27 protein-coding genes and 1 riboswitch are annotated in these 24,709 nt (G+C 34.4%); of the genes, 20 read left to right on the top strand and 7 right to left on the bottom strand.

Translation table 11 applies throughout. From position 1 onward, the window contains the following. The first annotated feature begins 98 nt into the window (after nt 1–98). Nucleotides 99–686, top strand: coding sequence for a hypothetical protein (locus tag NO995_RS13030; RefSeq protein WP_258227884.1), 588 nt, complete (start codon nt 99–101; stop codon nt 684–686). A 97-nt stretch (nt 687–783) separates the two neighbouring features. After that, complete coding sequence (locus NO995_RS13025; RefSeq protein ID WP_240572830.1) at nt 784–1,386, top strand: hypothetical protein; 603 nt, start codon at nt 784–786, stop codon at nt 1,384–1,386. Between the two features lie 12 nt (nt 1,387–1,398). Here the strand turns inward: NO995_RS13025 and NO995_RS13020 are convergent, their stop codons facing one another. Together NO995_RS13020 and NO995_RS13015 are read right to left on the bottom strand one after the other, a co-directional pair. Further along, nucleotides 1,399–2,631, bottom strand: coding sequence for a glycosyltransferase family 4 protein (locus tag NO995_RS13020; RefSeq protein WP_258227883.1), 1,233 nt, complete (start codon nt 2,629–2,631; stop codon nt 1,399–1,401). Nucleotides 2,632–2,678: 47 nt separating this feature from the next. Beyond that, complete coding sequence (locus NO995_RS13015; RefSeq protein WP_258227882.1) at nt 2,679–3,152, bottom strand: heme-binding domain-containing protein; 474 nt, start codon at nt 3,150–3,152, stop codon at nt 2,679–2,681. A gap of 53 nt (nt 3,153–3,205) precedes the next feature. On the opposite strand from NO995_RS13015, the gene NO995_RS13010 reads away from it, so the two are divergent. The 3 genes from NO995_RS13010 to NO995_RS13000 all read left to right on the top strand — a co-directional run bounded on the left by NO995_RS13010 (nt 3,206) and on the right by NO995_RS13000 (nt 5,389). Then, nucleotides 3,206–3,781, top strand: a complete 576-nt coding sequence (locus NO995_RS13010; RefSeq protein ID WP_258227881.1) for an adenylosuccinate lyase — start codon at nt 3,206–3,208, stop codon at nt 3,779–3,781. 64 nt (nt 3,782–3,845) lie between these two features. Then, entirely contained in the window at nt 3,846–5,189 is a 1,344-nt protein-coding gene (gene purB, locus NO995_RS13005) for an adenylosuccinate lyase (protein WP_258227880.1), read from the top strand. Nucleotides 5,190–5,194: 5 nt separating this feature from the next. Continuing rightward, complete coding sequence (locus NO995_RS13000; protein ID WP_258227879.1) at nt 5,195–5,389, top strand: hypothetical protein; 195 nt, start codon at nt 5,195–5,197, stop codon at nt 5,387–5,389. Nucleotides 5,390–5,443: 54 nt separating this feature from the next. On the opposite strand, the gene NO995_RS12995 is transcribed toward NO995_RS13000, so the two are convergent. From NO995_RS12995 to NO995_RS12980, 4 genes are all read right to left on the bottom strand, one after another. Beyond that, complete coding sequence (locus NO995_RS12995) at nt 5,444–5,986, bottom strand: DUF4252 domain-containing protein (RefSeq protein WP_258227878.1); 543 nt, start codon at nt 5,984–5,986, stop codon at nt 5,444–5,446. A gap of 19 nt (nt 5,987–6,005) precedes the next feature. Then, nucleotides 6,006–6,596 (bottom strand): DUF4252 domain-containing protein, encoded by a 591-nt coding sequence (locus tag NO995_RS12990; RefSeq protein ID WP_258227877.1) that lies wholly within the window; start codon nt 6,594–6,596, stop codon nt 6,006–6,008. Nucleotides 6,597–6,698: 102 nt separating this feature from the next. Next, nucleotides 6,699–7,181, bottom strand: a complete 483-nt coding sequence (locus NO995_RS12985; RefSeq protein ID WP_258227876.1) for a hypothetical protein — start codon at nt 7,179–7,181, stop codon at nt 6,699–6,701. Next, nucleotides 7,168–7,677: an RNA polymerase sigma factor gene (locus NO995_RS12980; RefSeq protein ID WP_240572821.1), complete on the bottom strand. Its 510-nt coding sequence runs from the start codon at nt 7,675–7,677 to the stop codon at nt 7,168–7,170. Before NO995_RS12980 ends, NO995_RS12985 begins: the two co-directional genes overlap by 14 nt. 145 nt (nt 7,678–7,822) lie before the next feature. Here NO995_RS12980 and NO995_RS12975 point away from each other — a divergent pair, with 145 nt between their 5' ends. The 3 genes from NO995_RS12975 to NO995_RS12965 are packed head-to-tail and all read left to right on the top strand — an operon-like array spanning nt 7,823 to nt 11,601. After that, nucleotides 7,823–9,346, top strand: coding sequence for a S41 family peptidase (locus NO995_RS12975; protein WP_258227875.1), 1,524 nt, complete (start codon nt 7,823–7,825; stop codon nt 9,344–9,346). 55 nt (nt 9,347–9,401) lie between these two features. Next, entirely contained in the window at nt 9,402–10,892 is a 1,491-nt protein-coding gene (locus tag NO995_RS12970) for a S41 family peptidase (RefSeq protein ID WP_258227874.1), read from the top strand. Then, nucleotides 10,885–11,601 carry a diphthine--ammonia ligase gene (locus NO995_RS12965; RefSeq protein ID WP_240572818.1) on the top strand — a complete coding sequence of 239 codons (717 nt, stop codon included), beginning with the start codon at nt 10,885–10,887 and terminating at the stop codon, nt 11,599–11,601. Before NO995_RS12970 ends, NO995_RS12965 begins: the two co-directional genes overlap by 8 nt. Nucleotides 11,602–11,668: 67 nt before the next feature. Here the strand turns inward: NO995_RS12965 and NO995_RS12960 are convergent, their stop codons facing one another. Then, nucleotides 11,669–13,540: a TonB-dependent siderophore receptor gene (locus NO995_RS12960; RefSeq protein ID WP_258227873.1), complete on the bottom strand. Its 1,872-nt coding sequence runs from the start codon at nt 13,538–13,540 to the stop codon at nt 11,669–11,671. 66 nt (nt 13,541–13,606) lie between these two features. After that, nucleotides 13,607–13,793: riboswitch (cobalamin riboswitch) on the bottom strand. A gap of 78 nt (nt 13,794–13,871) precedes the next feature. Between NO995_RS12960 and NO995_RS12955 the strand changes: the two genes are divergently transcribed. The 12 genes from NO995_RS12955 (at nt 13,872) to NO995_RS12900 (ending at nt 24,667) form a co-directional block, all read left to right on the top strand. After that, a complete protein-coding gene (locus tag NO995_RS12955; RefSeq protein ID WP_258227872.1) occupies nt 13,872–15,017 on the top strand; it encodes an ABC transporter substrate-binding protein in 1,146 nt (381 codons plus the stop codon). After that, entirely contained in the window at nt 15,018–16,049 is a 1,032-nt protein-coding gene (locus NO995_RS12950; RefSeq protein ID WP_258227871.1) for an iron ABC transporter permease, read from the top strand. It begins immediately after the preceding gene. A gap of 14 nt (nt 16,050–16,063) precedes the next feature. After that, nucleotides 16,064–16,858 carry an ABC transporter ATP-binding protein gene (locus NO995_RS12945; RefSeq protein WP_258227870.1) on the top strand — a complete coding sequence of 265 codons (795 nt, stop codon included), beginning with the start codon at nt 16,064–16,066 and terminating at the stop codon, nt 16,856–16,858. A 116-nt stretch (nt 16,859–16,974) separates the two neighbouring features. Continuing rightward, on the top strand, nt 16,975–18,699 hold the full coding sequence (locus NO995_RS12940) for a hypothetical protein (RefSeq protein ID WP_258227869.1): 1,725 nt from the start codon (nt 16,975–16,977) through the stop codon (nt 18,697–18,699). 68 nt (nt 18,700–18,767) lie between these two features. Further along, on the top strand, nt 18,768–20,147 hold the full coding sequence (rmuC, locus tag NO995_RS12935) for a DNA recombination protein RmuC (RefSeq protein ID WP_258227868.1): 1,380 nt from the start codon (nt 18,768–18,770) through the stop codon (nt 20,145–20,147). A gap of 235 nt (nt 20,148–20,382) precedes the next feature. Further along, complete coding sequence (locus tag NO995_RS12930; RefSeq protein ID WP_240572812.1) at nt 20,383–20,919, top strand: acyl-CoA thioesterase; 537 nt, start codon at nt 20,383–20,385, stop codon at nt 20,917–20,919. 115 nt (nt 20,920–21,034) lie between these two features. Further along, nucleotides 21,035–21,868 (top strand): DUF4382 domain-containing protein, encoded by an 834-nt coding sequence (locus NO995_RS12925; protein ID WP_258227867.1) that lies wholly within the window; start codon nt 21,035–21,037, stop codon nt 21,866–21,868. Nucleotides 21,869–22,043: 175 nt separating this feature from the next. Beyond that, a complete protein-coding gene (locus NO995_RS12920; protein ID WP_258227866.1) occupies nt 22,044–22,433 on the top strand; it encodes a hypothetical protein in 390 nt (129 codons plus the stop codon). 15 nt (nt 22,434–22,448) lie between these two features. Continuing rightward, nucleotides 22,449–23,021 carry a T9SS type A sorting domain-containing protein gene (locus NO995_RS12915; protein WP_258227865.1) on the top strand — a complete coding sequence of 191 codons (573 nt, stop codon included), beginning with the start codon at nt 22,449–22,451 and terminating at the stop codon, nt 23,019–23,021. Between the two features lie 34 nt (nt 23,022–23,055). Beyond that, entirely contained in the window at nt 23,056–23,901 is an 846-nt protein-coding gene (locus NO995_RS12910) for a DUF5777 family beta-barrel protein (RefSeq protein WP_258227864.1), read from the top strand. Nucleotides 23,902–23,912: 11 nt separating this feature from the next. After that, nucleotides 23,913–24,275, top strand: a complete 363-nt coding sequence (locus NO995_RS12905) for a hypothetical protein (RefSeq protein ID WP_258227863.1) — start codon at nt 23,913–23,915, stop codon at nt 24,273–24,275. A gap of 20 nt (nt 24,276–24,295) precedes the next feature. Next, nucleotides 24,296–24,667: a hypothetical protein gene (locus tag NO995_RS12900; RefSeq protein WP_258227862.1), complete on the top strand. Its 372-nt coding sequence runs from the start codon at nt 24,296–24,298 to the stop codon at nt 24,665–24,667. Nucleotides 24,668–24,709: the final 42 nt, after the last annotated feature.

Here is a 24,709-nt window from a genome sequence, read left to right as displayed (position 1 = left end):
ATTACCCTAAAATCTATTCTTAACATTTTAATAAACCTTAGGTTACTTTAAAAAAAAGCTAGCGTAATACTTTGCGTCATTAAAAAACCCTCCAACCAATGATTAAGAAAACCACTTACCTTTTCTTTACTATATTTATTTTAAGTTGTTCAAACGAAGAGACTAACACCTCTATCGAAACTTCTATTACTACTTTTAAAATGAGTCTAGATTACTGGAATAATTTAAAGCAACTTAACCATGCGTCGTACGCTTATACAGTGAATTCAAAAACCGAATTAGGCTACAACGGCACCACCACTATTACCGTTGAAAACGGCATAATCATTTCCAGAGCTTTTGAAATATACTCTCAATATGATGACGAAGCTAATTTTCTAGACTATGAAAACCGAATTATTTTAGGGTCGTTTGTTGAAGATAAGAACTCCATAGGCACATACAATTGTGAATCTAACGACGATGACAATAACAGTGTTTCTTTTTGCAATGCGGCCCCAGCCTTAACAATTGATGAACTTTATAATACCTGTTTAAAAAAGTATTTATCTGTTAATCCGTCATCAAACGAGATTAATTTTAGTGTGGATGACAAAAATATTCTTAAAGATTGTTATTACACTTCCAACTTTTGTGTAGACGATTGTTATTTCGGAATTAAATTAACACATTTTGAATGGCTTTAAAATTTACTTCATTTAAATAAAACCAATGGATTAATTACTTGAATAAGCGCATCCTTTTTCTTAATTTTATAGCAACTAAACAAATAAGATTGGATTTATGAAAAAGAAATTTGTTGCCCTTGTTCTACTAATTTTAACAAGTTCACTCTACTATAATTGCGATGGCAACCATGCCTCACAAGCTAAAAGCCTTTATAACTTTAAAATTAGCTTAGACTCCTGGAAAAACTTAAAGGAATCTAACAATGATTCTTATAGCTACACGGTGAGTTCGCGTTCGGTATTCGGGTCTGGAACTAACACAACCATTACCGTTTTAGATGGTAAAGTAACATCAAGAGTTTATGAATCTTATACTCTTTACAATGAAAACACAGGGCATTATTTAGGTTTTGATAACCGAATTATTCTTGAGGCATTTTCAGAAGAAAAAACGACTTTAGGAACCCATACTTCAGGAGCTCCGGCATTAACCATTGACGAACTTTACAACACATGTTTAAACGACTATTTATCTGTAGATGCCCAAGACAACCATATTACGTTTAATTACGACTCGAATAACATTATTGAAAACTGTTACTATGTTCCCGACGGTTGTATGGACGATTGCGCTGTAGGTGTTTCGCTTTCTAATTTTGAATGGCTAAACGACGACCCAATAATTATAGCGAACCAAGAAGGAGAAACATTTAATTAAATCATTGAAGACTTATTTATTCTTTTCTTCAATCCATTTACTCATAAACTTAGTGCTTTGCATTAAATGGTGCTGAAGCATTTGTCCCGTGAAGTTGTTTAAACGGTGTTGCTCTAAATTTTCAACCGCTTCATTTAAAACTTTTGAAAATGTCTCTTGATGGAATTCAGCATTAAAACGGGTGTTAATAATTTCAAATCCATTTTGCTGCTTGGTTTTCCAAAGCACTTTATTTTGATACAATTCAACAGCTTTTTCTGCAAATTGTTCCGGGTTATCTTCTATAAATCCGTTAGGCTCCAAATCACCAAACATACCCTCTGCTGCAATACTTGACATGATGCAAGGGGTACCGTTTTGCATGGCATCAACCAATTTACCTTTTAATCCGGCGCCAAACCTCAATGGTGCTAAACACACTTTAGCCTGTTGCATTACCTGATGAACATCTTCAGCAAAGCCATTAATTAAAAATCCGTCTTTTGTATTATTCAACTGATTCACTTTTTGCGAAGCATATGCACCGTAAACGTGCATTTCTGCCTGTGGCAACTGCTTTTTAATTAATGGCCAGATGGTTTCTTTTAAATACAGAACTGCATTATAATTGGGCTCGTGCAAAAAATTACCGATCGTTATAAAATCCTGGCGCTCTTCAAATTTTGAAAGTTTCTGAATTTGTTCTACTGAAATATTATCAAGTAGAAAAGGTAAATAAACCAATATGTGTTCAGGTACTTTGAATTCGGAGGTTAAAATCTCTATTTCAGCTTCCGATATCATCAAACTTAAATCGCAACGATAAATACTTGCTATTTCGCGTTTCGCCATATCATTGAACAGATAAGCTTTTGAATATGGCTGTTTATCTTTAAATGCCTGATGTCTACCCTTTCGTAGGCTATGTAAATCTTCGGTATCTAAAATCCGTAAAGCATCGGGACATTCCTGAGCCACGCGCCACCCAAATTGTTCTTCAGTCATAAACCTATCGAACATGACAACCTCAGGGTTTAAGTCCTTTACAAAACCATTAAAACTGGAATCATTCAACTCAATAAACTCCTGTTTAATTCCCAAATCTTCGAGATTTACAGCATTATCGGTTTTGGCACAAGAACTGGCAAAGGTAATCTCATAATTTTCAGATTGAAAAAAATGAATCAACTGCATCATTCTGCTTCCGGCAGCAGAACTCTTAGGTTCCGGCCAGACAAAACCAATAATTAATAAGTGCTTACGCATGAAAAGCCATTTAAATTTTCAGCAAAAATAGGTGATTAAGCTGAAAACTATTCCGGCTGTGGCATCATACTGTACTTAACACGTACTAATTTCGCCCAATCGACAACGGCTTTAATCTGATCTTCAGACAGGTTAGCTTCACCATGAGTAATGGTGTATGATTTTAAAGGCATACTTTTATCTTCTACCATCTCAATAAGTTCTTCAAACTTGTGGTCTTTACGCTTTACTGAATTCCCTACCCAATTTGACACATTAAAGTGCTTTTTTCCGTCCTCAATATGCTCAGCTAGCCAATAATTTACAGGCGTAATATTATTGTACCAAGGGTATCGGGTAAAATCACTATGGCAGTCGTAACAGGTTTCTTCTAAAATAGCTTTTACATCTGCTGGCGGATTAGTTTCAGCTAAAAACGGTTCTACAGAAGCCATATCCCCTTCATTTTTTTCAGGTCCGAAAAATTGAGCGATAACAATTAAAACAAGAAGTGCCAGTAATATTTTTTTTAGTAATTTCATCTATATATTATTTTACCATAAGTTTTAAAAGGTCTAAAATAGGAAATAATAGAATGACTTCAGATGAATTTTATAAAGAATTATCTTATATAACAGCTGCTCGTGATGACCGCTTTCAATTTGCTCAGTTCGTTTTAAATGATATGTCTTTATTTCCCGAATTAATAAACATTTCATTCATGGTTGACGACGAAACATCTTTTAAAGCTGCCAGGATTTTAGAATTCGTTTGTCTGGAATATATTTATGCCATGATACCTCATTTAGATTTTTTTACCAACAACCTAAGTAAAGTCCATTTTGATTCTTCTGTACGCCCCATGGCTAAAATCTGCTCGCTTATTGCCGAGCGTTACACCTCGAAGCAACCCAACCCCATTAAAAAATCGTTAGAGTCTAAGCATAAAGAAAAAATGATTGAGGCTTGTTTTGACTGGATGATTAGCGAACATAAAGTAGCGGCCAAAGTGCATGCCATGGAAACTCTGTTTTTATTGGGGAAAGAAACACATTGGGTTCACCCGCAACTGTTAGACATTTTACACCAAGATTTCCATCATCAAAGTGCTGCATATAAGTCACGGGCAAAGCATATTTTAAATAAAATGAAGAAGCTTAAAAACTTATAAGATTGGTTTTCGCTCTTACGCGTAAAAAAGCTATCTTTGCAACTTGAAAAAAATCAAACATCACATGTCATTATCACCACTTAACGCCATCTCTCCTATTGACGGGAGATACAGAAGTAAAGCAGAAGATTTAGCACCTTATTTCTCTGAAGAAGCTTTAATAAAATACCGTGTTTTAGTAGAAATAGAATACTTTATCGCACTTTGTGAAATTCCTTTACCACAACTTCAAGATGTAGACGCTTCAATTTTTGGAGATTTAAGAGCCATCTACAAAAATTTTTCAAGTGCTGATGCTTTAGCGATAAAAGACATTGAAAAAGTAACAAATCATGATGTTAAGGCTGTTGAATATTTCATTAAAGAAAAATTCGATGCTTTAAACTTATCTCAATACAAAGAGTTTATCCACTTCGGATTAACTTCTCAAGATATTAATAACACCGCTATTCCATTAAGTATTAAAGAAGCCGTAGCCAACGTTTACACTCCGGAATATACTTTGGTTTTAGACAAATTGAAAACTTTAGCAAGTGACTGGTCGGGCATTTCAATGTTAGCAAGAACGCACGGTCAGCCAGCTTCTCCCACACGTCTTGGAAAAGAAATCGAAGTTTTTGTTGTACGACTAGAAGAGCAGTTTAAATTATTAAGCGCAGTTCCTAACGCTGCTAAATTTGGGGGAGCAACAGGAAATTACAATGCACATAATGTAGCATACCCAAACATCGACTGGAAAGCTTTCGGAACTAAATTTGTCGAAGACACCTTAGGATTAAACCACTCGTTCCCAACAACTCAAATTGAGCATTACGACCATATTGCGGCTTTATTTGATACCTTAAAACGCATCAACAATATTATTATCGATTTAGACAGAGACATCTGGACGTATGTTTCTATGGATTACTTTAAGCAAAAAATTAAAGCTGGTGAAGTTGGAAGTAGCGCCATGCCACATAAAGTAAACCCTATCGATTTTGAAAACTCTGAAGGAAACTTAGGAATTGCAAACGCAGTTTTTGAACACTTAGCGGCTAAATTACCTATTTCAAGATTACAACGTGATTTAACTGACAGTACCGTATTAAGAAATGTGGGTGTACCTTTCGGACATACCTTAATCGGATTCAAATCAACTTTAAAAGGTTTAGGTAAATTATTACTTAACGAAGCTAAATTTGCTGAAGATTTAGAGAATAACTGGGCTGTAGTTGCTGAAGCTATTCAAACGATTTTACGTCGTGAAGCTTACTCTAACCCATATGAAGCTTTAAAAGGTTTAACACGTACTAACGAGAAAATAAACCAAAACTCTATTTCAAATTTTATTGATACTTTAGAGGTTTCTGATGCAATAAAAGAAGAATTAAAACGTATTACTCCTGCTAACTATACAGGAATTTAATTTATATGCTAAACGACAAACAATCACTGCTACTCTGTGGTGTTTTAATAGGAATTTATTTTGTATCCGGCGTGCTGGATATTTTAGATAACTATGCCATTAAAACCTTATTAGCCATTATTTTTTTAGTGATTGTTGCCAATTTAGTTTATGTCAATTCGAAAACACACCGTAATAACGAATCTGACGATAATGTATAAAAAAGGGTTGCCGTTTGGCAACCCTTTTTCTTTTAACATTTAACTTGATATAATCTATTTAAAAAAGTTCATCACACTTTTCACTTGCTCTTCATCTATATCGGCTCCCTTCATCAATCCGGCAAGTGTCATCATTTTTTGAGGATTCATATCGTTTCCTAAAACTCGTGCAATTCCGAAGCCAAATTCTTTAGAACTTCCAAAAATCACAACCTCATCGGCTTCATCGTCATCACCAATATATTTCATTACAAATTTATTTCCGCGATCGCTAAACTCTATTAAATCCAGGTATTTTTCGTCGCTTAAAATTGCTTTTACTTTATTTACTTCACTGGTGTAAGCATCAACATTAGTACTATCAGACTTGTAGCCTAAAAAATTTAATCGGCTTACCGAGTTATAGGCTTCCTTTTGGTCTTCGGAAAAATTAGAAGTATCTATATTCAGCATAGAAATTGGAATATCCTGAGAAATAAAACTCGCCGACTCCTGATGATCTACAAAGTAACTTTGTAAACTTGGCGTATTGCCACAACTAACCAAAGTTAGTGCGACAATACAACCTGTGATGATATAATGAACTGTTCGTTTCATGATTGATTGATTTTAGTTTTTATTTCTTTTTCTCTAAATGCTCACCTCCGGAAATATTCATTTTTTCGGTAAGTTTTGAGATTTCATTAAGGTCGATATCTCCTGTTAATGAAACCACTACAGTTTCAAAACGCCGTTTTTTACCGTTTATTTCTATATCACTGTCAATAACCTTATCCATGCCGTTTACAAAGATTAAAAGCTCTTTAACGTGATCGGCATCCTTTCCTTCTTTTACATAGAATTTCACTTCAGATCCATCATCTTTTACTTCCATTAATTCTTCAAGAGCGCTGGAACGTGACTTTACCCATTTTGTAATATCAGACGAAATCGTAGCATTATCGGTAGTAATCGTTTTAAAACTGGTAATACTTTTTACCATATCCATATAGGCTTTAGCTTCCGGATCGTCTACGTTGATACCCATTTTGGCTATCATTTGAAACATTTTAGGTTGGATAGATACGTAAGTTACATCGGAACTCTCATTGTATTTCTCAAAAATATCCTTCTGTGCCATTGCTGCTATTGGCAATAACATTAAAGCTAATACAAATACTAATAATTTGCTTTTCATAGACTGTTTATTAAATTTTATTGTTTTCATTTTGTTCGTTTTTACTGTTGATAAATGGTCAAAAGGAATGCCTTTAATATCATTTTAATTCATTAGATTATGTATAGTTAGGCATTTCATTTTGTTCGTTTTTTAATGATTGGTTTTAAAAATAATTCGGGTTGAGTTTTCCAACTCGTTTAAATAATTTAGTGTTTCATAACCTTTTTCGTATTCATTTAAATAGCCCATGGTTGAAACCCCTTTGTTAAAATGCCCAGAAATCATAGCTAAAGATTTAGCCACTTCGTTATAGGCTTCTTGCGGGTCTTGATATGTTCCTAAATCGTCATTTGATTTTGATGTCGATTTAAAATAAAACCCTACCATTAGAACAGCTACGGCAGCTACAGAAATCCATTTATAGTTATATACTTTCTTAGTTTTTAATGGAACGTGTTTCGTAAATTGTTCTTGCTGGCTTACTTTAAAGTAATTAAACATAGACTTATACATCTCTAAATGTGGCGGTACTGTTTCTTGCGCAAAATATTTTTTCAACAGTTGCTCTTCTTTTAGCGATGTTTCGCCGTTCTCGTACTTTTCAAGTAACTTTTCTATACTATTTAATACCATAATTATGTGTATTAGTCAATTTCTCTCTTATTGTTTTTCTTGCTCTTGACAAGGCCACTCGTACCGCTGTATTATTCATTTCCAGCATTTCGGCAATCTCGTCCAAATCATATTCCTCTATATCCCGCAGCTGAACAATTAATTTTTGTTGTTCGGGTAATTCTTCAATTATTTTAGACACCCAGTTAACACTATCGCTTACTTCAACCTGCTTTTGCAAAGATGTATTTCCGTCCTCATAATTACTATGAACAATTTTTAGATTTTGTGCTTGTTTCGACTTTAATTTATCGAAGCAAAAATTCTTGGTCATCGTCATTGAAAAGGCTTCTACATTCTTATACCCTTCTATTTGTTTCTTATTATTCCATAACTTCAACAAAACCTCTTGTGTAGCATCTTCAGCTTCCTCTGTAGATATCAGTAATCGTTTAGCTAAACGAAATACCTTATCTTTAAATGGCATCACAATATTTAAAAACTCTGTTTGAGTCATTTTAATTTTTGGTTTTGGTTGGTTAAAATAGCTTTATTTAGGCTATTTGATATTACGACGAACGACTTTATATTTTGTTACAAAAAATTTTAATTTACCTGATAATGTCGTTACATTTACAACATTTCACCTTTATTATGTTGTTATGAAGATAGTAAAATTGCCCGTTAACCTACTTTTCGCCCTTATTTTTGGACTTTCATTTTTATTTAGCTGTACAGAAAATGAAGAAACCATCATTCAGGAAACTGAAGAAACCGAAGACACACCTGTTTCCTTAAATAATGAAGTAAACGAATTTGTTTGGGCAGGACTAAACGAAGTGTATTTATGGCAGCAGGATGTACCTGATTTAGCTGATGACAAATTCACAACTTACGATGAATATTATACATTTTTAAATGGTTATAACACACCTGAAAGTTTATTTGATGATATGCTATATCAAATTGACGTGGTGGACAGATTCAGTTATATTGTTGATGATTATGTTGCTTTAGAAAATTCTTTTCAGGGAACATCCAACTCAAACGGATTAGATTTTCAACTAGTGCGATTATCAGGATCTGATGATGTTTTTGGATATATTCGTTATGTGGCCAACAACTCTGATGCTGCTTCAAAAGACATAAACCGTGGCGAATTCTTTTTAACTGTAGATGGTGTTCAAATTACAGTAAACAATTATATTGACTTACTGTTTGGTTCTAATAACACCTACACTTTAGGTATGGCCGATATTACTAATAATACCATCGCCTCTAATGGTAAAACAGTTGAATTAACCAAAACCGAATTTACCGAAAATCCAATCTTAATCAACAAGGTAATTGAAAGCAGCGGTATTAAAATAGGGTATTTAATGTACAATAGTTTTGTTGCCAATTTTGATAATGATTTAAACAATGCTATAGCCGATTTAAAATCTCAAAATATTAACGAATTAGTTTTAGATCTAAGGTACAACCCGGGAGGTTCTGTTAGATCTGCCATTAATTTATCAAGCATGATTACAGGTCAATTTAACGGCGGTATTTTTTCTACCGAAAAATGGAACGATAAATATCAGGCCTATTTTGAATCGAATAATCCGGAATACCTTATCAATCGTTTTACCGATAAATTAGCCGATGATACCGCGATTAATTCCTTAAATCTGAATAAAGTATATATTTTAACCACCGATGGTTCGGCTTCTGCCAGTGAATTGGTAATTAATTGCCTTCGTCCTTATATAAATGTTGTACAAATAGGTACCGCTACAACAGGAAAATATACTGCATCGGTAACCTTGTATGATTCTCCAAATTATGGTCGTGATAATGCGAACCCAAATCACACCTACGCTATGCAACCTTTGGTACTAAAATCGGCAAACAAAAATGGTGTCTCAGATTATTATCAGGGGCTAACACCAGATTACTTAATTACTTATCAAACAAGTTCAGGGGCTACTGCAGAGGGAGAAGATTTATTAAATATGGGAACATTAGGTGATGAAAATGAAGTGTTTTTAGCTAAAGCCATTTCTTTAATAACAGGATCTTCCAGTAAATTAATGAATCAAAAATCTACACCTAGTATAGACATCAAACGCATTGCAGATGCAAAAGACTTTACGCCTCTTGGAAAAGGCATGTATAAGAATTTAGAGTTCCCTGTCAAATAAATAACGTATATTTTCAGTTATTAGGAACAATAACAAAAATTAGTAACCCAAAAATATGATCCGAAATATAAAAACCCTGACACTTTTGTGTTTGGTTTCCTTTTTAAATTTTAGCTGTTTTGAAGACAACGACGACAATCAAATTGCTGCAAGTGCAATAAGTGATTTTGTTTGGCGTGGAATGAATGTTTTTTATTTATACAAAGACAACATACCTGATTTAGCAAACGACCGTTTTTCATCAAATGCTGAATACGCTGCTTATTTAAATAGTTTTTCAAGTCCGGAAAGTTTATTTGAAAACTTAATTTACGAACGTGAAACTGTCGACAAATACAGTTGGATTGTAGACGATTATATTGCATTAGAGCAACTTTTTAGTGGCGTTTCAACCAGTAATGGTATGGAATTCATATTATTTTTACAACCAAACAGTTCCACTAACCTAGTTGGTATTGTCCGTTTGGTTTTAAACGATAGCGACGCTGAAACGAAAGGAGTAAAACGTGGTGATATGTTTAATGCCATAAATGGCATTCCGCTTACAACAGCAAATTATTCAAGTTTATTATCTGCTTCTAATTATACCATAAATTTGGCAACCTACAACGACAATGGCACTTCTGAAAACACAGATGACACTATTGATTCAAATGGAGAATCCATCAGTTTAAGTAAATTAGAATACACCGAAAACCCAATTTACTATACCAATATTTATGAAGTAAACGGACAAAATGTTGGTTACCTGATGTACAATGGCTTTACCGCAAATTACGACACTCAGTTAAACAATGTATTTGCCAATTTTAAAGCAAACAATATTCAGCATCTTATTTTAGATTTAAGATATAACCCTGGCGGCTCTGTAAACTCAGCTATTTTGTTAAGCAGTATGATTACAGGACAATTTAATGGCGAAATTTTTAGCACAGAAGAATGGAATAGTGATTTTCAAACTGCTTTAGAAAATGAAGATCCTGAATTACTAATTAACCGATTTAAAAATAATGATGATGGTACAGCCTTAAATAGCCTAAATCTGGATAAGGTATACGTTATTGCTACAGATGCTTCTGCTTCAGCCAGCGAACTGGTTATAAACAGTTTAGACCCTTACATTAATGTTATCCATATTGGTGATTATACGACAGGAAAATATCAGGCGTCTACCACACTTTATGATTCAGAAAACTTTACACGCGAAGGGGCTAATCCAAATCATACTTATGCCATGCAACCTTTAATTTTTAAATCGTTAAATGTTGTTGGGAACACCGATTATGATAACGGACTTACTCCTGATATTCCAATGGAAGAGAGCTTTCTGAATTTAGGCATGATAGGTGATGTAAATGAAACCTTATTAGCCACTGCCTTAGCTGATATTTCTGGAGCTACCAGCAAAATTTCACAAATTAAAAATTCCCCTAAAACTGCTTTTAAACTTTTTAAAGACAGTAATAGCTTTGAACGCTTTGGAAACGAAATGTATGTAGAGAAACCATTACCTAATAATATTTTTAATAATACCATTTTTGAATAAACATAAAACCTACTTTAACTGGAGTTCAGGAAAAGATTCTGCCCTGGCACTTTACCATTTATTACAAGACGAACAATATACGGTCGATGAATTAATCACAACCATTAATACGCATTACAACAGAGTGTCAATGCATGGTTTACGAAAAGAACTTCTAGAGGCTCAAACCCAATCTATAGGCATTAAATCGAGTTTTATTGAACTTCCCGAAATGCCCGATATGGTAACTTATGAGATGAAAATGCTCGAAACCGTTGTCCGCCTAAAAACTGAAGGCTTTACGCATACAGCTTTTGGAGATATTTTTCTTGAAGATTTAAAAGCCTATCGTGAAGCGCAACTGGCAAAACAAAATATATCGGCGGTTTTTCCCATCTGGAAACGTGATACCAAAGAATTAATGCATGAATTTTTAGATTTGGGTTTCAAAACAATAATCGTTTGTGCCAATTCTAAATTCTTTAATGAAGATTTCGTTGGCACCGTTATCGATAAAAATTTTATTGACAACCTTCCTGAAGGTGTTGACCCTTGCGGTGAAAATGGTGAATTTCACACGTTTTGTTTCGATGGGCCTATTTTTAAAAACCCTATTGAATTTAAAATTGGAGAAAAAGTATACCGAGAATACGATAACCCGAACACCGATAATTCAGTTTGCGAAAGCGACAAATACGGCGTTTGGTACTGCGATTTAATTCCGAATTAATATGTACACAACATAAAAAAGGGCGTTCCATTTAGAACGCCCTTTTTATTTCAAAATTTAAATATATCTATAAACTGATATTCAAACCTACATTAACATTTCTACCCTTTGTGGTATAACCTATAACTTCAACATAATCTTCATTTAATAAGTTGGTTACTCCTGCAAAAAGTTTCAATCTGTTTTCTAATAATTTATGGCTGAAATATAAATCTACTAAAGAAAACGAATCTAAGTCTACATTTTGGTAAATGGAAAAATCGGTATCCATTCTACTTCCTACAAACTGATAATTTAAAGACGCATAAGTATTCACACTAAAATTATACCCCAAACCAGCATTAGCTTTATGTTTAGGTAAACGTAAACGTGTTCCATCAATTAATTCGGTAAAGGTATAATTTGCTGTAAACACAACAGCATTACAAGGTTTCACCTCTGCTTCCACCTCAACCCCCTGTACTTTAGCATCGGTCGTTGCATTTTCGTAACCTGTAGTATAAATAATTGTGTTCTCTTCATCTCTATGGAAATATAAAGCATTCAATCGAATCCCTTTTTCAGTATTGAACTCTAACCCTCCTTCAATGGTTAAATTCTCCTCTGGTTCTAAATCAGGATTTGCACCATAATAACCAAATAACTGCGATAAATTAGGAGCTATAAATGAGGTCGCATACGATCCGAAAGCTTTTACATATCCTTCAGTTAAAGGCAAACTATACGAAGGATTTACATTATAAACCAGATGCGAACCATATTCACTATGGTTATTTAAACGAGCACCGGCATTAATATTTAATCCGAAAGGCGATACATAAACAGCATTTAAATAGGGATCGGTGTTGGTATAGCTTTCTTCGTCTGCAAATAAACTTTTATATTCTGTAAAATTTAAACCAGCAATTGTAAAAAGCGTCTCGTTAAACACATACTTATTGAAAGCATCAACTACAAAACTCCCTGCTTCATTGGTGGTAGAATAATCTGAAATACTTTCTCTGTCTATTTTAGAGTATGCTGCATTCACTTGTACACTTCCGTTGACATACGTAAATTTAGGTGAAATCCCTACTCGTGTTTGTTCGCTGTGGTATTCATCGTCGGTATCTGCTAAAGTGTAAGAAGGCGCAGGAAAACCATCGATATCGGTTTTCAATTTATCATAACTTGCAAATGCCAAAATATTAAAAGCATCATTAAACTCGTACCCTAATTTAAGGTTAGTATTAAACCTGTTAAAAGTGTCTTCCTCTGGATTGTCTGATTTTGCCGCCGATAAACCATCTACAAAACGATTGCCAAAACTTGCCAAATAATTAAATTTGTTAGCCGTTCCATTCACCGAAACATTATTGGTAAAACTCGAAGGGTTATAATCTGAATCATCCTGAGATTGATTCGTTCCTATTACCGACATAAAATTTCCAGAAACCGTATTGCTTGAAGCCTTTTTTGTGGTGATGTTAATCACAGCTGTTGCAGCAGCATTACCGTACAAGGTACTGGCTGCTCCCTTTATAATCTCTATAGATTCAACGGTGTTTAAATCGAAAAGACGTAAATCGAACTCATTAGACACCAAGGAAGGGTCGTTAACAGCAATACCATCTACCAAAATTAAAACCTGTCTGGTACTACCTCCGCGCACATAGTATCCTAAATTCTGACCTTCAACACTTCGGCTTCCGTTAATTTCAATACCACTTTTCGTATTGATTAATTCTGCAATGTTTTTTCCTTGATTGTTTTCTATTTCCTGTCTTGAAATTTTAATTACCGTTTTACCTGAATGCTCACGCTTTAATTCGAAACGCGAATCGGAAATAACAATTTCATCTAATTCCTCAATTGTTGCTACTTCCTGATGTTGTTGGGCAAAACCAACCATAGATATACCAAAACACAGTACACCAAAAACACTTGTTTTTTTGTTCATTTTAATGAATAATTACTCGAGAACCGCATGGATTTACATACGTAAACTTTTATCCCGAAAGTTTAACTTATTTGTTTTGAAAATGGCAGGTCTCCTGACTTGCGTCTTCATGCTGGTCTTCCCAAAGATTACTCTTCAGTGACATTGAAGTTTTGCATGAAGCTTTGTAGCTTACAGTTGCGGGAACAGTTCTGGAATTACACCAGATTCCCTTTTAATTCGTTGGCGTGAAGCCAACAAAACCAAATTTCGCAGCAAAAGTAAACCTTTTAGTCTAATGTTTTATTCAAAAGATTAATTAATCTTACTTTTGACACAAATTTTATTCATCTTGAAAAAAACGTTTTTAATAGTCCTATTTTTTATTACGCTTATAGCTTGTAAAAAGAAAACTAAACCAGTTGAAATTTCAAACCAACCCGTTACTGAAATTCCATTAAACTACGCCAAAGGTTTTTCTATAAGCGCAACAAATCAATATAAAATTCTAACCATATCTAACCCATGGCCAAATGCTGATAAAGTTTATAAATATGCTTTGGTTGAAGATAGCATACTTCCTAAAATAGCTTTAAACCCTAATGAATTTGATGGCATCGTCACACTTCCAATAAATAAAATAGTGGTGACCAGTACCACACATTTACCGGGATTAGAACTTTTAAATGCAGAAAATACTTTGGTAGGATTTCCCGGAACCGATTTCATTTCATCTGAAAAAATAAGGGCTCTGGTAGATTCCGGAAACATTAGAGAGCTTGGAAAAAATGAAGGTATAAATACCGAAGTTTTATTAGCAACCCAACCCGAGGTTGTTGTTGGTTTTGGTATTGACGGAAAAAACAAATCTTTGGAAACCATAAAAAAATCTGGAATTCCGGTAATCTTTAATGGGGATTGGGTAGAAAGTTCTCCTTTAGCAAAGGCCGAATGGATAAAATTTTTCGGGGTATTATTTAATAAAGAACAACAGGCAGATTCCATCTTTAATCGTATAGAAACCGACTATTTAGAAGCTAAAAAACTAGCTAAAAACACACAAACAAGACCTACCATTTTAAGTGGTGCTATGCACAAAGACATTTGGTATTTACCTAATGGAACAAGTACCGAGGCTCAACTTCTTGAAGACGCACATACTAACTATCTATGGAGCGATTCTAAAGGAACAGGTAGTTTATCCTTAAATTTTGAAACCGTATTTGCTAAAGCCAAAGATGCCGATATCTGGTTAAGTCCATCAAATTATACCAGTATGGAAAGTCTTAAAAATGGAAACCCACATCATGCGACCTTTAAAGCTTTTGAAACTAAAAATATTTACTCATTCACAAATACCACTGGAGCCACCGGCGGCGTTTTGTATTTTGAGTTAGGCATGACCAGACCCGATTTAGTTTTAAAAGACCTGATTAAAATTTGTCATCCGGAACTCTTAAAAAATTATGATCTTTACTTTTTTAAACGCTTAGAATAATTGACATCCTTAAAAACATATAAGATATCATTTTTGGTACTTACCGTTTTGTTGGTAATGTGCTTTTTTACCAATATAAGTTTAGGTTCGGTTTACATTCCTTTAAAAGATGTTTTTAATAGTCTAACAGGTAGTAATACCTCGCAGGAATCATGGAATTACATTATTATTAACTACCGCTTACCTAAAGCTGTGACTGCTATTTTAGTTGGTTCAGGGTTAGGTATTTCCGGATTACTCATGCAAACCTTATTCAGAAATCCCTTAGCAGGCCCGTTTGTTTTAGGAATCAGCTCGGGAGCCAGTTTGGGGGTTGCAACCATTATTTTAGGATCGGGTTTATTCGGAAGTGTATTCGCTGCCTTTTTAATGTCGAAATGGAGTGTTGTTATTGCTGCCAGTTTAGGAAGTTTTCTTGTTCTTTTTGCAGTCTTAATCACCTCTTTAAAAGTTCGGGATACCATGGCCATTTTAATTATCGGACTTATGTTTGCCAGCATTACAGCTTCAGTAGTGAGTATGCTCTCATATTTTGGTTCTGCCGAACAGTTACAGCAATATATTTTCTGGGGATTTGGAAGTTTAGGCAATTTATCGTGGCATGAACTCTTAATATTTTCAATAATTTACAGCTTCGGATTGTTAATTAGTATCGGCTCTATAAAATCGTTAAACACTTTGTTATTAGGTGAAAATTACGCCAAAAGTTTAGGTTTAAATATTAAAAGAAGCCGTTTAGCTATCATCATTGCTACAAGTTTACTTGCCGGAACTATCACTGCTTTTGCCGGCCCTATAGCGTTTATTGGTTTAGCTATTCCGCATTTAACACGCCAGATTTTCAACACCTCAAATCATAAAATTTTATTACCTGCCGTGTTTTTGTTTGGTTCGATAATTATGCTGGTTTGCGATAGTATTTCTCAGGTTCCAAATAGTGACTTAACCCTTCCAATCAATGCCATTACGGCTTTAATTGGTGCTCCGGTAATTATCTGGTTATTGGTAAGAAAACGTAAAATGATATTTTAAATAGATAAATTTCAGTGGAAAACAACAAACAACATATCATTTTAAAAACCGAAAATTTAAGCATTGGTTATATTTCCAAAAAAGAACAAACTGTTATTGCTTCTAACATTAATATTGAATTGCATCAAGGCGAATTGGTTGGACTTGTTGGTGCCAATGGTATTGGGAAATCTACACTGCTTCGCACGCTTACCAAGGTACAAACTCCAATTAACGGACGAGTTTTTATAAACAACAAACCCATAGAAAAACAAAGCGCCATTGATTTAGCTAAAATTTTAAGTTTGGTGTTAACCGAAAAAATGATTTCTAAAAACTTATCGGTTTTCGAATTGGTGGCATTAGGAAGACAACCTTACACTAATTGGGTTGGAAACCTAACGAACGAAGATATTAGCGTTGTTAATCAAGCCTTGGAGCAAACCCACATTGAAGATATCAAGCACAAAAAATGTTTTGAATTAAGTGATGGTCAGCTGCAGAAAGTCATGATTGCAAGAGCGTTGGCTCAAGATACTAATCTGATTATTCTGGACGAACCAACAACGCATTTGGATATGTATCACAAAGCATATATTTTAAAATTGCTTAAAAAACTAGCCAAGGAAACGGGGAAAACCATTTTGTTCTCATCACACGAAATTGATCTGGCTATTCAGCTATGTGATAGTATGATTGTTATGACTAAAGGTGAAGTGGAAATCGATCAGCCCTGCAACCTGATTAAAAGTGGAGCTTTTGAAAAATTATTTCCTAAAGACCTTATTGCTTTTGATGAAAAAACCGGAAGTTTCCGCATTAAAAAGTAACAGGACTTTCTTATTATCAACAATTTAACTAAATTTATATCAAAGCTTCCTCATAATCAATCAGTTTCTACACCTACCCCTTAGGTAAATTAAAACAACCCTAAACGATTGATATTATGAAAACTAAACTAACCATTTTGTTTACAGCTGTTATACTGTATGCAACGATTTCATATAAAATAAACCGGGAAGACACTTTTGATTACACCAGTAAAATTGGTGCTAATTCTATTAGCTGTACCTCTACTGCGTTTCTTTTAGAAAATATAGACTCAACCAAACAAATCGCCCCACTTTTTGAAAATCTGGGTAATCACAATTATAAAGTAAGCACTAAAAACGAATTAGCTCAACGATTTTTCAATCAGGGTATTCGATTAACCTATGCCTTTAATCATGCTGAGGCACATCGCTCTTTTATGGAAGCATCACGGTTAGACCCGAATTGTGCCATGGCATTCTGGGGGCAAGCCTATACACTAGGACCGAATATAAACGATCCTCAACCTGATGATGAGCGAAAACTTAAATACAACGAAGCTATTGCCAATGCTGTGAAGCAAATGAAAAATGCATCGCCCAAAGAACAGGCGCTTATTGAAGCTTTAACACATCGCTATTCTACCGATTTAACCAAAGATGTTGAGGAACTGAATATGGCTTACATGAAAGCCATGGAGAACGTTGTAGCTCAATATCCTAACGATAGCGACATACAAACGCTGTATGCTGCATCAGTAATGAATACGGTTCCATGGAATTACTGGGACAAAAAAGGGAATCCTTCGCCTAATATAGACAAAGCTAAATCAGCTTTAGAAAAAGCCATGGAGCTAGATCCTGATAACCCGGGAGCTCACCACTATTACATTCATATGGTAGAACTACCTAAACCAGATAAGGCTGTACCAAGTGCAGAAAAACTGGCTTCTCTCATGCCAGCTGCTGGACATATTGTACATATGCCATCCCATATTTACATAAGAGTTGGTCGTTATAAAGATGCCGTTGAAGCCAACCAAAAAGCCATTTTAGCTGATGAAGACTATATTTCTCAATGCTTTTCGCAAGGCATGTATCCGTTAGGATATTATCCGCACAACATTCACTTTCTATGGTCGGCTTCCAGTTTATTAGGCAATAGTCAACTCGCAATTGAAGCGGCGAAAAAAACCGCTGAAAAAGTACCGGTTGGTGAAATGAAAGAACTTCACTTTTTACAAAACTTTGCATCAACGCCTCTACTCGCCTACACCCGATTTGGTAAATGGAATGATATTTTAACCTATCCAAAACCAAATGATGACATTAAACATTTAAAACTCATCTGGCATTATACAAGAGGGATTGCATTCACTCGAAAAAATAACTTAAAAGAAGCCAAAGAAGAACTTCAAGCAATTAATATTCTGATGAATGATCCGGATATGGCAACCAATTTAGCCACTGGTTTCGATAGCGGCACCATCCTTGCAAAACTAGCTTATGAAATAGTTTCAGGTGAAATCGCGGCAAACACTAAAGATTACAACACCGCTATTACCCATTTCGAAAAGGCTGTCGCAATTGAAGACGATTTAATTTACAACGAACCCTCGGCGTGGCATATTCCGCCAAGACAAAATTTAGGAGACATATTAATGAAAGCCAAACGATATGAAGACGCCGAAAAAGTCTATAAAGAAGATTTAGTCAATTTAAGACAAAACGGCTGGTCGTTAATGGGATTATATAACAGCTTGCTTGCTCAAGGCAAAACTAAAGAAGCGAAAAAAATAAAAAGCGAATTTAATAAAGCCTGGCAAGACAGCGATATAGCCATTACAACATCGGTGCTGTAAATAACTTTTAAAAATTCAACATAATATACGTTCGTAAAAAATTTATCTTTGAATAAATACATTTTTACATGAACGACAACCTCATTCTTATTCTTGTCATTGTTATTTCGGCGGGTATCGGTGCCTATATTGGTATGCTTATCAACAAATTAAAAGGCAAAAGCGAACTGAGCGCCTTAACGGAACGCAATGCTATTTTGCAGCAGCAATTTAGTGACATGAAGCAAGCTTCAGTATCTGAACTGAATAAACAAACCGAAATGTTCAACAAACAGATTATTGAATTCAAAGAAACGATTTCTAAGGTTGAACATGAGCGTGAAGACATTCGTCGTGAAAAAGAGTTTTTAAATTCTGAATTGGCTATAAAAAACACAGAATTTGAAAATCTGAAACTTAAAAACGAGGAACAAAAAAGTGAAGTAGAAAAGCTTCAGGAAAAATTCACCAAAGAGTTTGAAAATTTAGCTAACAAGATTTTAGACGAAAAATCGGAGAAATTCACCCTTCAAAATAAAGAAAACCTAAAACATATTTTAAATCCGTTACAGGAAAAAATACAAGGCTTCGAGAAGAAAGTTGAAGATTCTCAAAAGGAAAGCATTAGTATGCATTCGGCCTTAAAGGAGCAATTATTGGGGCTTAAAGACCTTAATCAGCAAATGACCAAAGAAGCCACAAACCTGACACGCGCCTTAAAAGGTGACAGTAAAATGCAGGGAAACTGGGGCGAATTGGTATTGGAGCGTGTATTAGAAAAATCGGGATTAGAAAAAGATCGTGAATATTTTGTTCAGCAAAATTTCACTTTAGATACCGGTGCTCGCGTATTACCCGATGTGGTTTTACATCTGCCGGATAATAAGAAAATGATTATTGACAGTAAAGTTTCATTAGTTGATTACGAACGCTATGTAAATGCTGAAGATGAAGACAAATCTAATTTTTTAAAAGCGCATGTCAACTCCATTAAAAAGCATGTCGATCAACTTTCAGAAAAAAACTATCAGGATTTATACGATATCGAATCGCCTGATTTCGTATTGATGTTCATCCCGATAGAACCTGCTTTTGCCGTAGTAGTTAACGAAGATAACAGCATATACAATAGAGCTTTTGAAAAGAATATTGTTATTGTAACCCCTTCTACCCTTTTGGCGACCCTTAGAACCATCGATACGATGTGGAACAACGAAAAGCAGCAACAAAATGCTATTGAAATTGCTACACAAGCCGGTCGTCTTTACGATTCTTTTGTCAACCTTACCGACGAATTAATTAAAGTCGGAAACCAGATAGGAACCGTTCAAAAATCGTACGAGAGTGCCATGGTAAAACTAACTGGAAAAGGCAATCTGGTTAAACGTGTTGAGAACCTTAAAAAGCTAGGAGCAAAAGCCACAAAACAGCAAAACGAAAAACTATTAAAACGTGCTGAAGAGGAATAATTAAATCTTTTAGCTTCAATAAATTATAAGGAACACCTGTATTACACAGGTGTTTTTTATTTACGGTATTTTCAAGACCTAAGTATTTTTACTGAGAAAATAATTTTAAAAAACTTAATTATTTTAAAACTCACGAAAAATAAATTTAAGCTTAGAATAACTCAAAGAGATATAATTATATTAGATAAATATTAGAATTTCAATCTCCTAAAAATTAATTATTAAGTCATTACTCATGTTTAAAACCATAGAAGAATCTCAAATAACCTTAACCCAATTAATGCTGCCATCGCATTCTAATTTTAGTGGAAAAATACACGGTGGTTTTATTTTGAGTTTAATGGACCAGATTGCGTTTGCCTGCGCCTCAAAACACTCCAGAAATTACTGTGTAACGGCCTCTGTTAATAAGGTTGATTTTTTAAATCCTATTGAAGTTGGTGAACTGGTAACCCTAAAAGCATCTGTAAACTTTACCGGTAGAACCTCTATGGTTATAGGTGTTCGCGTAGAAAGTGAAAATATTCAAACCGGAGAGAAAAAGCATTGTAACTCATCATACTTTACTATGGTTGCCAAAGACGAAAATGGTAAAAATGTACCCGTTCCCGGAATTATTTTAAAAACGAAAGACAGTGTACGCCGTTTTGCAAGAAGTATCGAACGCCAGGAACAATCGAAACACCGAAGTTCTAAATTTAAACCTTCTGGATTTGTTATTGAAGATTACATCGATATTGTTAAGCAACAAAATGCTCAGGTCGAGTTGTAAAATTTTAAAATCATCAATATTTTTTATTTTTTTTTTGAAAGGCGGGGTAGGAATTTCAACAAGTATCTTGTTATATATGCATATAACAATTAACATAATTCCTAAATCAAAAAAAATGAATTTAAAGACATTAAAAACCTACTTATTTATTGGAATTTCTATTATCTCATTAAGCTTTTTTCAAAGTTGTAATGATGATAAAAATGACAGTCCTTCAAGAGTTCAATTAAAATTAGTTGATGAAATAGGCGATTACGAAGAAGTCAACGTTATAATTACAGATATTCAATATAATGCCACCGATAGCGAAGCAGGCTGGCAAAGTTTTGACCCTGCAGAAGCATATCCTATTGAAGTTGATTTAACAGAACTTATCGCGGGCAATAGCCTTTTATTGACGGATCAATTAATTCCGGCAGGAATGATGAAACAAATCAGACTTGTTTTAGGTGATGGTAACACCCTTAAATTAGAAGGTGACGACACATTAATCCCTTTAGATACACCAAGCGCAATGCAATCTGGTTTAAAATTAAATTTAAACACTGTATTAGAAGGTGGTTTCACTTACACTTTTATTCTTGATTGGGTGGTAAGTGAATCTATTGTTGAATCAGGAAGTACTGGCAAGTACAATTTAAAACCTGTAATTAAAGTCAATGCTGAAGTTAATTCTGGGTCTGTAAGTGGTACTGTAGTTGAAACCATTGAAGAGACTGAAACGGCTATGGAAGGCGTTACCGTAGAAATTTACAATGCTGAAGCTGTTAAAATTACCGACACCATGACCGATATGGATGGAAACTTCCTATTCCAGGGTCTTGAGGCAGGAACATACATATTAAAAATAACCAGAGAAGGTTACAACGAGTATAGTGCAGAAACCACTGTTTCGGTTGGTGAAGTAACTGAAGCAGGAACCATTGTACTAACCGCAGTTACCCCTTAAATTTCCTCATAAACTTCGGAAATAATTTTATTTAGGCTTTTAAGGAATACACATAAAAAGTGCTTTCTTGAAAGCCTAAATCAATATAATTAGCAATCTTAAAAACGAATACGAAACGTTGCAGGTATTTTTTCTGCTTTTAAATGTCGTTTTTTTTTGCTAAATTTAAAAAAAAATGCAAAAAAGGTATTACATATATATACTTGCCGTTTTCCTTATTGCACTTTATTTTGGTTATAGTTATATATACCAAGATCACAGAAATATTGAAACAGAATCAGCCGATTTTGTAATTGAAGCTTCTGCGCTTAATGAGGCCTTCATACTATCCCCTGCTCAATCAGAACTTAAATATATAAACAAAACCATTGAGGTTTCGGGTATTATAACCGACTTAAACCAAACAGACATGACATTAAACAACAGTGTATTTTGTCAGTTTAGTAATAGTATTCAACCTCCCCAAAAAACAAATACAATTGTCAAAGTTAAAGGACGTTGTATTGGATTCGACGATTTATTAGAACAGGTAAAACTGGATCAGTGTAGTGTTATTAATAATTAATTAAACAACTACCACATGAAAACAATTCTACTCCTTTTTGTATTAACTGCTTGTGGAATACATGCACAAAGCATTCACGACCTTAACTGGCATACTTCTGTTGGTACCAGCTTGAATTTAACTATAAAAGTTGGAGAAACCGTAAGATGGACTTGGACAGATAACTTACGTCATTCCGTTGTAAGTCAACCAGGAAGCTCAGAATCTTTTGATAGCGAAGAATTTACAGAAATAAATCACGTTTTCGAGTATACCTTTACCGTCGTAGGTACTAATCCTTATATATGTGGAGTTCATACTCAAACTATGGGAGGTACTATAACCGTTGAAGAAGCTTTAAGTGACAAAGAGTTTTCCATAAAAAGCATCACCTTATCGCCAAACCCTGCAAAAGAATTATTGACTTTAAACATACCAAATGGATTAGATTTAAAAACGGTTTCTATTTTCAATATTCTTGGTAAAGAAATCAATAGCACACCCTATTTGGGTAATAAAATCAATATTTCTAATTTAACCTCAGGCATGTATCTATTAAAACTTAGTACATCCAATTCAAGCATAACCAAGCGCTTTTTTAAGCGTTAAACTTTTAAACATAATTAACTAAACTACTTTATACATGAAACACCTGCTTATTTTTCTTTTTTGTATTCCTATACTGGTTTACGCTCAGGATGATTTATTAGATGAAATAGACACTGATGCATCATCTCAATACGCCTCGGCCGCTTTTAAAGGACTTAAAATTGTAAACTTTGAATCTACAAAGCTAGTCGCCAAAGGCGAATTTACTTTTGTGGTAGCACACCGGTTTGGAAGCTTAGAAAATGGTATCGATACCTTTTTCGGACTAGATGATGCCGTAACCCGATTAAATTTCATTTTCGGTATTACCGACGATTTAAATGTGAGCGTCTCCAGAAGTTCGTTTCAAAAAATTTATGAAGCTGCTGCAAAATACACTTTAATTAAACAGGAAAACAATGGTTTTCCACTTACAATAGTAGGATACAATTCCATATTAATAAATACAGGACTGGAGAAAGACAACCTTCCGCTTTTAGAATTTAAACATCGACTGGGATACACTGCACAAGTATTGGTATCCAGAAAAGTTAATTCTAATTTATCACTTGAACTGGCTCCTACGTTTTTTCATGATAATTACGTAACTATTGACGAACAGGATAATTCTCAATTTGCTTTAGGTTTTGGTGGTCGTTATAAACTAGGTAAACGCTGGTCTTTAAACGCCGATTATGGATGGCATTTAAACCGTGCCGACAATTCTCCGTTTAAAAATCCGTTATCTATTGGTATAGATTTAGAAACCGGAGGTCATGTTTTTCAAATGCACTTCACCAATGCTCAAGGTATGAACACCAACACCTTTTTAGGACAGGGTACCGGAGATTGGAGCGATGGCAACATTTATTTCGGATTTAACCTAAGTCGTGTATTTTAACTTGTTATAATATGAAACAATCTACCTTAATATTATCTCTTTTTTTCATTTGCTTATTTAACTGCGCCAATGATAGCGAAGACGATTTAATTGAAATAACACCACTCCCAAATGTGGTTACCTATAGCAAGGATATAAAAACTATTATTGATAATAATTGTACTTCTTGTCATGGCAATACACCTAACAGCGGCGCCAGTGTCTCATTAATTACCTATGCTAACGTAAAATCTGCAGTACAGAACAATAATTTAATTAGCAAGATTAATGGTAATGGTCCAGGGGCACAAATGCCATTTGGTGCTCCTAAATTACCACAGAACCTTATCGATCTCTTTGAAAAATGGGAAACTGATGGATTACTAGAAAACTAAATAACTTTAAACTCTCTACTATGAATTTTAAATCTCTTTTTTACGGTTTAGCGATAGCGCTTTTTATTTTTAACTGTTCGAGTAGCAGTGATGATGACATGACGGCTCAACCAGACCCCGACCCAGGTCCAACACCTACTGAAAAAGTGACCTACAATGCCGATATTAAAAGTATAATTAGTAGTAATTGTACGTCTTGTCATGGAAGCACACCTACAAACAGTGCTCCAATGTCGTTAACAACATACGCTCAAGTTTCAAGCTATATAAATAGTATTTTAGACAGAATTAACCGAACAGGAGCTGGTAAAATGCCGGTTAATGGCACTTTATCTACAACCCAAAAAAACCTGATCCAAAAATGGAAAGATGATGGTTTACTGGAAAATTAATCTGGGATTTGACAGAATGTTTTAAATAAAACCTTAAAATTT

The organism is Aestuariibaculum sp. M13 (genome assembly GCF_024723255.1).
Lineage (GTDB): Bacteria > Bacteroidota > Bacteroidia > Flavobacteriales > Flavobacteriaceae > Aestuariibaculum > Aestuariibaculum lutulentum.
The sequence above is the reverse complement of the archived record's forward strand: the minus strand, read 5'-3'. Positions and strand labels throughout refer to the sequence as shown.

Bases quoted from the DNA above. Each gene is read 5' to 3' on its own strand.
- NO995_RS13030 (WP_258227884.1), top strand. From the start codon at position 99: ATGATTAAGAAAACCACTTACCTTTTCTTTACTATATTTATTTTAAGT.
- NO995_RS13025 (WP_240572830.1), top strand. From the start codon at position 784: ATGAAAAAGAAATTTGTTGCCCTTGTTCTACTAATTTTAACAAGTTCA.
- NO995_RS13020 (WP_258227883.1), bottom strand. From the start codon at position 2,631: ATGCGTAAGCACTTATTAATTATTGGTTTTGTCTGGCCGGAACCTAAG.
- NO995_RS13015 (WP_258227882.1), bottom strand. From the start codon at position 3,152: ATGAAATTACTAAAAAAAATATTACTGGCACTTCTTGTTTTAATTGTT.
- NO995_RS13010 (WP_258227881.1), top strand. From the start codon at position 3,206: ATGACTTCAGATGAATTTTATAAAGAATTATCTTATATAACAGCTGCT.
- purB (WP_258227880.1), top strand. From the start codon at position 3,846: ATGTCATTATCACCACTTAACGCCATCTCTCCTATTGACGGGAGATAC.
- NO995_RS13000 (WP_258227879.1), top strand. From the start codon at position 5,195: ATGCTAAACGACAAACAATCACTGCTACTCTGTGGTGTTTTAATAGGA.
- NO995_RS12995 (WP_258227878.1), bottom strand. From the start codon at position 5,986: ATGAAACGAACAGTTCATTATATCATCACAGGTTGTATTGTCGCACTA.
- NO995_RS12990 (WP_258227877.1), bottom strand. From the start codon at position 6,596: ATGAAAACAATAAAATTTAATAAACAGTCTATGAAAAGCAAATTATTA.
- NO995_RS12985 (WP_258227876.1), bottom strand. From the start codon at position 7,181: ATGGTATTAAATAGTATAGAAAAGTTACTTGAAAAGTACGAGAACGGC.
- NO995_RS12980 (WP_240572821.1), bottom strand. From the start codon at position 7,677: ATGACTCAAACAGAGTTTTTAAATATTGTGATGCCATTTAAAGATAAG.
- NO995_RS12975 (WP_258227875.1), top strand. From the start codon at position 7,823: ATGAAGATAGTAAAATTGCCCGTTAACCTACTTTTCGCCCTTATTTTT.
- NO995_RS12970 (WP_258227874.1), top strand. From the start codon at position 9,402: ATGATCCGAAATATAAAAACCCTGACACTTTTGTGTTTGGTTTCCTTT.
- NO995_RS12960 (WP_258227873.1), bottom strand. From the start codon at position 13,540: ATGAACAAAAAAACAAGTGTTTTTGGTGTACTGTGTTTTGGTATATCT.
- NO995_RS12940 (WP_258227869.1), top strand. From the start codon at position 16,975: ATGAAAACTAAACTAACCATTTTGTTTACAGCTGTTATACTGTATGCA.
- rmuC (WP_258227868.1), top strand. From the start codon at position 18,768: ATGAACGACAACCTCATTCTTATTCTTGTCATTGTTATTTCGGCGGGT.
- NO995_RS12930 (WP_240572812.1), top strand. From the start codon at position 20,383: ATGTTTAAAACCATAGAAGAATCTCAAATAACCTTAACCCAATTAATG.
- NO995_RS12925 (WP_258227867.1), top strand. From the start codon at position 21,035: ATGAATTTAAAGACATTAAAAACCTACTTATTTATTGGAATTTCTATT.
- NO995_RS12920 (WP_258227866.1), top strand. From the start codon at position 22,044: ATGCAAAAAAGGTATTACATATATATACTTGCCGTTTTCCTTATTGCA.
- NO995_RS12915 (WP_258227865.1), top strand. From the start codon at position 22,449: ATGAAAACAATTCTACTCCTTTTTGTATTAACTGCTTGTGGAATACAT.
- NO995_RS12910 (WP_258227864.1), top strand. From the start codon at position 23,056: ATGAAACACCTGCTTATTTTTCTTTTTTGTATTCCTATACTGGTTTAC.
- NO995_RS12905 (WP_258227863.1), top strand. From the start codon at position 23,913: ATGAAACAATCTACCTTAATATTATCTCTTTTTTTCATTTGCTTATTT.
- NO995_RS12900 (WP_258227862.1), top strand. From the start codon at position 24,296: ATGAATTTTAAATCTCTTTTTTACGGTTTAGCGATAGCGCTTTTTATT.